The sequence below is a fragment of the Clostridium sp. LS genome (assembly GCF_002760435.1).
Taxonomy (GTDB): domain Bacteria; phylum Bacillota; class Clostridia; order Clostridiales; family Clostridiaceae; genus Clostridium.
In genome coordinates this window covers 17,823-30,962 of sequence record NZ_AUUU01000224.1, presented here as the reverse complement: position 1 = coordinate 30,962, position 13,140 = coordinate 17,823, and the positions used below count along the sequence as shown (strand labels likewise).

At 32.9% G+C, this 13,140-nt stretch carries 4 protein-coding genes and 1 riboswitch; all 4 genes read right to left on the bottom strand.

Annotated features, from left to right (window positions below; all coding sequences use genetic code 11):
* Positions 1-8,105, bottom strand: an 8,105-nt coding sequence (locus COL3_RS26710; protein ID WP_099716778.1) for a DNRLRE domain-containing protein, incomplete at its 3' end; no start/stop codon positions are given.
* 297 nt (positions 8,106-8,402) lie between these two features.
* A riboswitch (cyclic di-GMP riboswitch) is annotated at positions 8,403-8,489 on the bottom strand.
* Between the two features lie 289 nt (positions 8,490-8,778).
* Positions 8,779-10,554 carry an HD domain-containing phosphohydrolase gene (locus tag COL3_RS26705; protein WP_242982203.1) on the bottom strand — a complete coding sequence of 592 codons (1,776 nt, stop codon included), beginning with the start codon at positions 10,552-10,554 and terminating at the stop codon, positions 8,779-8,781.
* Positions 10,555-10,636: 82 nt separating this feature from the next.
* The gene (locus COL3_RS26700; protein ID WP_008429310.1) at positions 10,637-11,800 is read right to left on the bottom strand and encodes a metallophosphoesterase; all 1,164 of its coding nucleotides are present in this window, start codon (positions 11,798-11,800) and stop codon (positions 10,637-10,639) included.
* 100 nt (positions 11,801-11,900) lie between these two features.
* Positions 11,901-13,088 (bottom strand): amidohydrolase, encoded by a 1,188-nt coding sequence (locus tag COL3_RS26695; protein WP_008429312.1) that lies wholly within the window; start codon positions 13,086-13,088, stop codon positions 11,901-11,903.
* Positions 13,089-13,140: the final 52 nt, after the last annotated feature.

Sequence of the window (13,140 nt, the reverse complement as noted above, 5' to 3'; positions counted from 1 at the left end):
ACTTCATAGATACCATTTTCATCTACTACTTGTGGTGACTTTCCATTAATCTTTGGTTTTTGAGCTCTATTATCCCAGCCTACTTGATTACCATTGTTTTCTACGTTTCCATTGCCTGCAGCATTTCCGTTGGTTCCACTGCTTCCGCTACTTCCACTGCTGCTTCCTTTGCTTTTTCCATTTCCGTAGTGGTTTCCTCTGTCTTTTCCTTGACCGTTGTCGCTTCCGCTATTACTTCCATTTTTACCGTTGTTATTGCTGCCACTACTATTACTACTATTTCCATTTCCTCCACTTTTACTACTGCTACTACTACCGCTACTGCTATTACTATTACTGCTGCTATTTCCTTTACTACTATTCTTACTATTTACTGCACTAAATACCGGGAAGAAATCTAAGCTAGTTGTAAAGAATAGCGAACTCTTCTTTGAGGAATTTCCATTGGAACTGCTTTTGCTATTGCTGCTTCCCGAACTATTGCTACTATTACCGCTATTGCTGCTATTATTACTGCTACTGTTACTGCTTCCTTCACTATTACTGCTTTTACTGCTGCTTCCTCCGCTGTTAGATTCACCCTTTGAAGCATTCTTTATTTGTCCATAGTGATTTCCATTATTACCCTTATTCTTATCTTTACTTCTGTCTCCACTTGAAGGTTCGCTGGTTTCACTATTTGTAGTACTGCTGGCTTCATTATTTGCAGTGCTGCTTCCTCCATCAGTTATTTCCGCTGTTCCTGTTGTTCCCTGAGTTACATCACTTCCTGGAACTAGGTCTGCTGATGCTTGGATGTCACTACCTAGCGCTATAGTTCTGGATATTCTGTTTCCATCCCCGTCGTAGCCAAAGGTTTCTATGTCTCCACTAACTTGAGTTATTTTTGCCAGTCTGCCTTCAATATCATAATTATAATACTCTATATGGTTTCCTGGAAATATCTTTTTAATTCTGTTCCCATTTTTGTCATATTCATATTTTATGTTTTTATCGTCGTCATTCTCACTTGTTAATTGATCCGCTGAATCATATTTGTAGGTTATATTTTTTGCATCATCGCCTGTTATTTGTACTGCTATTCTGTTTCCTGCTTTATCATAGCAATAGTCATATTTTTTAGTTTCCCCATCGTCTCCCTGTTCCGTAAAGCCTATTACTTCATTAGCTCCATCGTAAGTATAGGTTCTTGTAAATTCCTCATCGGTGCCGCTGGTGTTACCTTCGTAATCATCGCTATTGCGTTGTACTTCCTTTATTATGTTTCCTGCATTGTCATAAGTATACTCAAAACTTGATAAAATCTTACCGTCCTTACTTACATTCTCCAGCTTAACAAGTTGATCTGCCTCATTATAAGTGTACTTTATGGTATCTCCATTTGGAAGATTTGTTTGAGTTAGCCTGCTGTTTGCATCATAGGTATAAGTAGTTTTGTTTCCATCTGAATCTACTGCTTCTGTCATCCTATTTAAATCATCATAACCGTAAGTTACATAGCTTCCATCAGGATATATAAGCTTTGCTTTTCTTCCAAGGCTGTCATACTCGTATTTTACATCTTCTCCCTTTGGTGAATTAACATCAATAAATCTTCCCATTTTATCGTTAGTATACTTTGTTGTTCCATTTGGATCATCCATGGAAGTTCTATTTCCCATAATGTCATAGCTGTAATTTACTTCATGAATATTTTTCAATGCAGATAAATCAGATTGATCCCCTCCAGATATATCTGCATTTTCAGCTTTTGATCCTTCATAGGTTACTTTAGACAATCTGTTTAAAATATCATAGGAATTTGTAACTGTACTTCCATCTGGCTTTGTATCACTTACTACATTTCCAACTGGATTATAAGTAAAGCTTTCAACCTCTCCTAGAGGATTTGTAATTGAAGTTAGTGCTCTTCTTTCATCATAAGTGTACTCAGTCTTATGTCCATTTCCATCTGTCATACTTGTTAGATTACCTACAGCATCATATCCATAGTTTGTACCATTTGATAGAGGATTTGTTACATTAGATACTCTGTTAACTGCATCATAGGTATAATTAGTAACTTGTCCATTTCCATCCTTAACACTAGCTAAGTTTCTGCTTCCATCATAATCATAGCTTATAGTATTGCCTAAAGGATTGGTTACTGTCTTTAGCATGTTTAGTTCATTATAATCATAGGTTGTAGTATTTCCCAGTGGTTCTTTTACACTGCTTAATAGATTATTTTTATTGTATCCATAGGTCGTAACATCTCCTAATGGATCAGTGACTGTTTGAAGATTATTTGCTGGATCATAAGTATAGTTATATACTTGATTTCCTGGATTAGATACCTTTTCTACATTTCCAAGAATATCATAACCTATTTGAGTAGTTTTACCTTCTGGATCAACTATCTTTGTTGTTCTGTCTAAGATGTCATGATCATAAGTTGTGAGATTTCCATTTGGCTGCTTCACAGAAGCTAAATTACCCAAAGTGTCATAATTATATGCAGTTATATAACCTGCTGTATTTTCCTGAGATAATAATCTATGCATTTTATCATAGGTAAAGTTTTTAATATTTCCTGCATTATCATATTCCTTATCAATATTTCCAACATTATCATAATCAAAATTAATTATATATTGTTTTGGATCAGTAATAGAAATAAGTCTATGCACATTATCATAATCATACTTATATTGTGCACCAAGAGCATCTGTTTTTGATAATAAGCTGTTATTTAAATCATAATCGTATTGAGTTGCATTACCTAGTGCATCGGTAATTTTAGTTACCTTATTGTGCAGATTATAATCATAACTAGTCTTATTTCCTCTTCCATCAGTTAATCCAACAAGATTACCAAGCTTATCATATTCATATTCTCTATCAAAGCCTAAAGCGTCTACTTCTGTTTGCACTCTGTTTAAAGCATCATAAAGATATTGGGTAGAATTTCCCATAGGATCAATTTGCTTTATTACATTGTAGTTAGGGTCATAACTAAATTGTGTTGAGTTCCCATTTTCGTCCATAACGCTTGCAAGTAATCCTACTGCATCATATTCATATTTTTTACTATAACCTTTTGCATTGGTTTCTTCTGTTAATTTATTATTTCCATCATATTTATAGGTAGTTGCAGCATTCAATGGATCAATAACTTTTACCAGGTTAGCTGCATCATCATATTCAAAGGCATAATTCTTATTTCCTGGTTCTTTTCTGGAAGTTATCTTATTTAATCCATTGTATTCAAAGGAAGTAACTTTAGCTTCTGGATCTGTAACTTTAGTAATTCTATTTCTTAAATCATACTCATAATTTGTGGTATTACCATCAACACCAGTTTTGCTTAAAATATTTCCTGATGCATCATAAGTATACTTTACAGTTCTCCCTGCAATGTCTTTTTGCTGAAGAAGTCTTCCAATACTGTCATAAGTGTTTTCTATGCTGTTTCCAGCATTATCAGTTTCTTTAATAGCTCTATTCATATTATCATAAGAAATATTTTTACTTAAACCTGCAGCATCAACAGAAGATGTCCTTCTATTACCTTCATCATACACAAAGCTATAGCTATTGCCATTAGGATCGATGACCTGTGTATTATTTCCATTAGCATCATAAACAAATTGAGTTATATTTCCTTCTGCATCTATCTGTTTAGTACGCATGTTACGTCCATTATACTCATAGCTAGTAACATTTCCTACTGCATCTGTTTTTTGCAGCATATTGCCCATGCCATCATAACTATATTGAGTTATGTTTTCTAAAGCATCCTTTGCCGCTTTCAGCCTATTCATCTGGTCATAAGAATAACTTGTTAAAGATCCGTTTCCATCTTTTATAGTACTTATATTTCCATTTAAATCATGAGTATAAGTTCTGTTATGACCTAAAGGATCAGTTATCTGTTCAATTCTTCCCACAGGATCATAACTATAATTTGTGGACTTTCCTTCTTCATTGGTAGCAGAGGTTATAAGATTATCAGTATTATAAGTGTAACTAGTATGATAGCCTAATGGGTCGGTAGTCTGCATAAGGTTTCCATTTGCATCATACTCATATTCATAGTTCTTTCCAGTAGAATCTGATATCTTTGTAACCTTATTGCCTATTCCATAGGTTACTGTCTTCTCTATGCCATCTACATCTCTAAGTTTTATAGGTCTGTATAAGCCATCATAGCCGTATTCCTTATAGCTTCCATCAGGGAAAGTGGTTTTTAATATATGACCTTCTTCATCATATAAGTTTGTTACAGTTTGTCCAAGGGAATTGGTTATAGTATAAGGCTTGCTAACAGCATAATTATATGCTATGGAAGTCTTATTTCCATTAGGATCAGTAATTGAAGTAATATTCCCCAATTCATCTCTCTCGTATTTTGTTATACCATTATCCTCATCTGTAACTTCTATTAGCTTATTTAGATTATTATATTCGTACTTTTTGCTATAGCCCCTAGGATCATCTTCCTCTATTTTATTTCCATTGGCATCATAAGCAAAGGTTATTGTATTCCCTAATGGGTCTGTAGCCTTTATTAGTTTATTAAGCTTATCATACTCAAAGGTTGTAGTGTTATTATTTCCATCTGTTAGAGAAACATTATTTCCAGCACTGTCATATGCATATTCAGTAACTCCATTATCCGGTAACTGAGTATTTAGCATTTCTTTCCCTGGAGCATAAGCTAACCTGGATATTTGCCCAAGAGGATCTTCAATAGTAACAACCTGCCCCATTGTATTGTAATAATAGTTAAATGCATTTCCATTAGGCTGAGTAACCTTTGTAACATCAGCACCATTGTACTCATATCCTGTTATATTGCCTTGAGCATCCTTCATTGAAGTCACTTGATTTTTGTCATTATAGGTATATTCAATTGAACCGTTATCTGGATTTACCACTTTAATCAGATTTCCTGAACTATCATAGTTCCTATTTGTGTTATTTCCATTGAAATCTGTATAAGAAAGAAGATTGTTATTATCATCATAGGTATAACTTCTAACTTTTCCATCCCATCTTGTTTCACTTAATCTATTACCATGTGAATCGTAGGTGTAAGTTGTGACTTCTCCCTTTGCATTTGTATAAGTTTTAAGATTATCATTATCATCATAAGTTTTTATTTCTGTTTTTCCATCTGGCCTTACAATCTTTGATGATCTATAATTTGAATCATAATAATAAAGTGTTGTATTTCCTTCAGCATCTGTAACCTGATTATATCCGTCTAAGTAATTAATGCTTACTACTTTTCCATTGGCATCTTGCTGCTTAAGGACTCTTCCTTTGGAATCATAAGTATTAATTATAGTTTGATTACCATTGCCATCATAAAGGCTTGTCATCATACCATTATCGCCATATTCATATCTGGTTTCTCTGCCTGAGGCATCAGTAAATGAAGTCAAATTCCCTTTTTCATCATAGCCATAGTTAAGGCTTGCTCCATTTGGCTGCAATATTGATACAATTCTTCCTTGGTCATCACAACTAATTACAAATTGCTTTCCTGCTGGTGTTATTATAGCTGTCAATTTATAATTATTATCATAATTAAATTTAGTTTCATTACCTTTGATGTCTGTTATTGATTGCAATAATCCATTTGCATAGAATTTGTAGGTAGTATTTTGCTTTTCAACTATTTGATACGTATTTCCCTCTTCAGAGCTTGTAACGCTGAGCTCATCATGTATCCCTGCTGGTGCACTGTAGGTTCCATCAGCATTTTTACTAAAGTAAACCGCACTTCCATCTCCAGTGTTATATACTAAAGTTCCATCCTCAAGTTCTGATAAATTTTTATTAAAGTTAAAGTCCCACTTTGCACCGAAAAATCCATCATGATAAGCTTCCATGGAATTATAGCTTCTATTAATTGTAAAGTTTCCTCCTAAATCCGGAATCTTTACGTCATCTGCGTTATAAAAGAAGTTACCAGTATTTAAATTTATAGGCTCATAACCATATTCACAATGATATTTTAATCCTACTAAACTAGTATCTATTATTCTTTTATCTGCATCAGATAAGCCCTCAGGTGTGAATGCAGTGCCAGCATTCTTCTTAGGATTTCTTATAAAAATAGTATTTCCGCTGATTAACAGCTGACTCTGAACCTTGTTATCCTGCATTAGCGTATTTAAATCTTCTCCATAATAATTGGCTACTGCTGAAAGCGTATCTTTTGTTTGAGCTTTATAAACCTGAAAGGTGTCACTTGTTCCTGTATCACTTGTTTCTTCATTACCTGTTGAATCTGTATCGTCTGCTGTAGCTGTCACCTGATACACTTTATTTAACTCAGGAGTAAATAATTTATCAGTCTGCCAGTTGCTGTTTTGCCCTTTTATTAAATAGGCATTTGGAAAAGAACTTTGAAAAGGAGTTCCATCAGGATAAAGATAGCTTTGACTAGCATCTACCTCACCATTATAATCAGTTCCTTCAATCTGATAACTTACTTTTGCTCCTGGTTTCTCCACTCCATCTGAAAATACCCCGTCTAGGTGCATGTGACCATTGTTATAATGTTCTGTTAAAGGCTCCAAGTTAATTGTTGGTGCTGCAAACGCCGTATTAGGATCTACTGGATTAACTGCCTGTGATTCAATCTCCAAATGAGGAGGATTGTTGTCAAATTCATTAGTCAAACTGGCAAAAACCTCACATTGCTGAGTTTCGTCACCATATTGAAGTACAATTCCATTATTTTGAGCTACGCCATTTATCCAATCATTTAGCAGTTTAGTTACATCAAATATTGCCGGACTCACTGTTCCATCAACATCTGCTGATGAATAATATGATCTTGACACAGGTTGATTATTCCATGAAACTCCACTTATATCAAAGCTGCTATCATCAATATTATAAAGCTCTACTGTTCTTGCATCTGTTCCATAAGCTCTATACCTGTCTAATATGAGCTTTGCTGAAGTAATCTGCGTACCAGAATCCACATCAAAAGGGAACTTTATATATGCTTTGGTTTGACCGAGTCCAAAACCATAGTTCGACAAATTACCAGTTGCAACTCCATCGTCGTTCCCTACATATAGATATCCATTGTCCAATGTATTTAAGTCTGGGAAATTTGACTCTGCAGTAGCTGTATGTATACTATCGTCGGATACACTTATATCTGGATCAATAGTAACAGGGTATGCTCTTTCTTTACTGCTTAGCCATTCCTTATCTGCACTTACCTCAATGACATCTCTGCCTATAAGTTTTTTATCAAGGTGTATTTGCAATTTAGTAGAAGTTTTACCTGATGCATCTGTCATTACAGGTGCACTAAGGATAAAAATTGGATCCTTTTGCCCTGGTTTATACCCTCTTATTGTTCCATATTCTTCTTTAAGTTCAACATTCTTTGTGCTGACTTCATATTTGAAGGTATTTTGATCAACATAATGATTTAATACAATATTTTCTTTAACTGCAGTGTTATGTACATCATATTGAAAATCAATTCCATTAAATGCCTCCTGATATAGTATAGAGTTCTTTGCTATAGAGCTTTTTGAAAAATCTCCATCCATTGGAGTTATCTCAATGGAACTATCATTCTTTACCACATTAATACTATTGCTCTTAGTGATTTTAGCTGGGAAAGTAACTTTAAAATCATTTGCTTTATTTTCATAACTTGTATTATCATCTTGTCCCTGTTGTACAAGGGTGTTGTCTATATCTTGAAACTGTCCTGAACTGTCCTTGAAATGAATTTTGTCTAGATAAACGTATGTCTTTAGTTTTCCGTTATCTTCTTTATAGGTTTTGCTGTTTGATTTTCTTTTTTCTTTTATTTCTTTACTTGCTTGAAGTGAAAATTCAAAGGCTGGTTTGCTATTTTTAACAATAGGTTTACGAAGTGATTTGTTTGTTTTAGACTTCTCCTCATTTATTGTTTTAATTTTATCTTTTTGTTCTAATTCTTTACCATAATATTTTCCCTTCCCCTGCTTTAGGGATTTCGCCGAGGCAAAGGCCTCAGTTGTTAAGATAAAATTCATACAAAATATGAGCAGAATACTTATAAGCTTATTTCGCATAAGCTTATATCTTGAGCTTTTCATTATTTTACCCCCTTATTTTCCATAGATATTGACAAATACTGGGGTCGTATAAATATTCTCTATAATAGTATAAAAAGACTATTTCACATAAAAAATCGGCTTTAAGACTTTCGTAAGGTAATCTCCCTATGATTCCTTCTCCAATCTGCACGCGTCTTAATACTCTGATTAATACATACAGAAAATAGTTTCCTGACTACCTATTTTTTTATTTTCTAATAGACTTTTCTGTAAAGTAAAGCTAATCTATATTCACTTAATAACTAAGAATATAGAAGAACAGCTTAGATACAACATTTAGGCGGCCCGGCTATCATAGCATTAAAATGCCTTAGACCCGTGGCTTTACGTCTCAATCTTTCAACTGATTTGTCTTTATCTATGGTTCTAAACTTACAATTATATATTATTCTTCATTTTCTTCACTTTTCCTCCTTTATAAATAATTTTTTCCATTTAAGTTCATTTATTGCCTAAATTCCTCTCTTTTTTACATAAATTCTTCTTAACTTAATCCTTTATACAGTCCCATAGCCTTTGCTGAAAGTAATACAGAATATAAGGCTCAAGAGATTAACTTCTAAACATAATAAGGCATGAAATTAGTCTAGTTAATTTCATGCCTTATTTACAATACAATTATGTACTTTTTAATTCATAACAATCAATAAAATTATTGTTTTACTTCTTCCAAATACTTCACAAATACTTTTACTATGTCAGGATCAAATTGTTTTCCTGCGCATCTATTTAATTCATTAATCGCTTGTTCCTTAGTTAAAGGCTTCTTATAAATGCCATTGTTTCTCATAGCATCATATGAATCCGCAACGCAGACAATTCTTGATATTAAAGGTATCCCATTTTCCTTTAATTTAAGCGGATATCCCCTGCCATCCCACCTTTCATGGTGTGCCAAGACCCCTTTCGCTACATTATCCAGCTGATTAGATGCCTTAATTATCCTATATCCCTTTTCTGAATGGGTTTTAACTATTTCAAATTCATCTTCTGTTAATCTTCCTGCCTTAAGTAAAATTTCCTCGCTTATTCCTATTTTCCCTATATCATGCAGTTTCGCTACTATAGTCAATTCATCCATTACATCCATCGGTAGCGATAACCTTTGTCCAATTATCAAGGAATTCTGTAATACTCTTTCAGTATGTTCTTCCGTTTCCAAGCTTTTAGCTTGAAGTCCCATTTGCAAAGAATGCATCATTGAGCTGTTAAGGCTATTTTTCTGTAATAACTTTTGACGATATACCTTATCGTCAGCTTCCTTTAATGCATCATATATACTTTTATTTAAACTCTTAGTTATAGATGCACCTAATGCTATACTAACATCTATTAAATCATGTTTATAAGCTTTACATTGTTTGAATATTTTTTTGATAATATATTCGCATTCATAATCAGTGGTATTGGGAACTAAAATAACAAATTCATCTCCACCAGTTCTAAAGATTAATTGTTTTTCATTACATACATCTTTAAGAACATTAGCAATTAATTTTAATAATTCGTCTCCTTGATTATGACCTAATGTATCATTAACTAGCTTCAACCCATTTGCATCTCCCATAATCACACCAACTGGAAGATATTTTTCACAAAAAAGTTCACGAGCTTTTTCTTCAAAATACGCCCTGTTATATAAACCAGTTAAAATATCAGTAAAGCTCAAACGTTTCAGCTTTTCTTCTGCTTCTTTTTTCTCAGTAATATCTAAAATTAATCCTACTACACCGACTACCTCATCATTTTTATCCATTACAGGAACCTTTATAGCCTCTGTATATATTTCTTTACCTTCATCAGTGTTTAGTATCGTTTGTGCACATATACTTTGTTTATTTTTAATAACATAATTATCTTCTCTTGTATATTTTTCCGCCAACTCTTCTGTGGGGTGTATATCAAAATTAGTTTTTCCAACAAGCTCTCCTATGCCATTCCCATTGTAAAACTTCTCAAATTCCTTATTTGCATAAACATATTTTCCATTCCTGTCTTTATAAAATACCATTCCTGGCAAAGTTTCCATAACAACTTTTAGTATATTTTCCTGCTCTTCTATAACCTTTTCCTTCAGCTTTATAGCATTCATATTGGAATACATGCCTGCTATAGCTACTACTTCACCATTTTTATCAATTAAAGGAATTAAACTACGTTTAATATTAACTCCATTAATGCTATATTCCTCTGATAATGGCTTTAATGTACTCATCACTAAACTACATTGGCTTTGATCTTCTTCTATTAAATCTTCACTAAATATCTCTTCATATCTTCGCCCAATAAATTCTTTGTTTTCTCCATTACATAAGCCTATATATTCTTTATTTACATATATAAATCTTAAATCGAGATCTTTTATCCATATGGGATATGGAATATTATCAACAAACAATTTAAATAGTTCAGATTCCATTATCATCATTTTCCCCTCCCCTGAATTCATTTAGTTACTCCACCAAACTCTTAATCTTCTTGTAAGGAATCCATATCTTGATTATTAAATCTTAATTCTTAAAATTAATTTTAATTTCAACAATTTCACTTTTAGTTCCGATCCTTATTGGTGGTCCCCATGTTCCATAACCACAACTTACGATCAAGTTGAAATTACCCTTATTTAAATATCCATAGTCTTTCTCATATATATGTTTTGTAATAAGATTCCCAGGAAAGATTTGCCCATTGTGTGTATGACCTGAAAGTTGCAAATCAACACCTTCTGCTTCCGCTTCTTCTAAATCTTCTGGCCTATGATTTAAAACTATAATTGGAAGTGATCTATCCACGTCCTTCAAAATATCGTTAAGGGCTTTTCTCCCACCTGTTAACCTTGTTCCTGCCGGATCATTTCTTCCGATTATAATAAAGCTATCTGCTACTTTAACTGATTCATCTTGCAAGAATTTAATATTAGCATCTTTAAAATATGCGATAGTTTTAGATAAATCACCAGCATTATACTCATGATTTCCAGTAATATCATAAACTCCATATTTTGTCTTTATATTCTTAAAAGCATTTTGAGAATATTCTTTTAGACTTGTTGGAGTATTCTCATCGAATATATCTCCACAAAATAAAACTATATCTGGATGTAATTGATTTATGGAATCTACCATTTTATCAACTCCATTTTCTTTTAATGCTATTCCCATATGAACATCTGAAATCATAACAACATTTAATGAAGATATATTCCCGGCTTTTTTATTTATATTTACTTCATAGCTAGTTATAACTTTATTTTGAGCATTAAAAAAGCCATAACCAAGTAGTATGAATATTGCTAAAAATACAGATAACCCATTGAAGTATGCCTTTTTTAGTTTTTCTTTTATTAAAGGATTCAAATTAATTTTCTTTACTACAATCTTTAAAATATCTATGATTAAAAAAATTAGTATTGAATAAAATAGTATTCCAAGAAAAATTACACCAACTAATGTAGTATCAGATATAAACCAATTGTCTACAGTAAGTAATCCTCTAAGTATGTAACTAAAAATAAAGGATAAAGCCACGCCCCAATATATTAACCAATATACTAAAGAACATATTTTATGTTTAAATCCTATACAAAAGTGTGAGACTATTTTCTTCCCCTTTGCTCCAATATAATAGCAAAGAATTATGTATAATCCCAATATTATAAAAATTGGCGCCATCATCCTAAATTCATTTTACTCCTTTTCCTGAAAAAAGTCTAAACCATAAACTTATCTTCTAAAATTACAATCTGTGAATATTTTTTGCTGCTCGTTGTTTATTTTATACTATCTTATGTTTATAATTTTTATCAATTATTTCCTTTAACGCACCTTCTGCTAAAAGAGCAAAATACTTTGAACAATTTAAAATCGCCCTTTCATCTACTTGATACTGTGGGTGGTGATGTGCATAAGATTTACCTGTTCCTACAATAATAAATGCACCGGGTACTTTCTTTTGATAGTACGCAAAGTCTTCTCCTTCTAATCCCATAGAAATCTGTTTAACATTATATCCGACTCTTTCTCCAAGGTTAGTGGAAAAATTCACCCATTCTTTGGTGTTGTTTGTTGCTGGCGAGCTCGGATGCCAAATTAATTCTGCACTTCCACCAAATGATTGAGCTACTCCAGTTACTATTTCATTCATTCTCTTAGCAATTAAATTACGAATATCTTCATCTAGCGTTCTAACGGTTCCTTCCAAATAAGCTGACTCAGGAATTACATTCCAAGTATTCCCTCCTTCTATATGAGTTATACTTAAAAGTGCTTTTTCTGTTGGCCCAATATTACGACTAATAATAGTTTGCAGCGATGTAACTATATTACTTGCAATTATAATAGGATCTATACTTTTTTCAGGTTTAGCCGCATGACTACCAACCCCAGTTATTTTAATTTCAAATCTATCAACTGCAGCTGTCATTGCTCCAGCTTTTATTCCCATAATACCAACTTCCGCATCTGAAATATTGTGTATTCCAAAGATTGCATCTACATCATCCAATGCACCTGTTGATATAATCTTCTTAGCTCCATCTGCACTTTCTTCCCCTGGTTGGAAAATAAACTTTACTGTGCCTAATAGCGAAGCTTGGTGTCTTTTTACCAAATAAGCTGCACCCAAAATTACGGCCATATGAAAATCATGTCCACATGCATGCATCATGCCATCAACTTTAGATTTATAGCACAAACTTGTCTCTTCTTGGATTGGAAGTGCGTCTATATCACATCTTATTGCAACAACTGGACCATTTGGATTTCCTTTTACTTGCGCTATAAGACCTGTTTCCAATGGCAAATCAAGAATTTCTATATCTACTTTATTTAATAGTTTTTTTATTAACTTTGTAGTCTCAAATTCTTCATTAGGTAATTCAGGATGTTCATGCAATTTATGATATATTCTTACAAGTTCGTCATTTAAATTCTCTATTATCGATAATAATACTTTATTCGCCATATTAATCCCCCTTCATTGATGCTTAAATTATAGGCATCCATTTTTATCATGT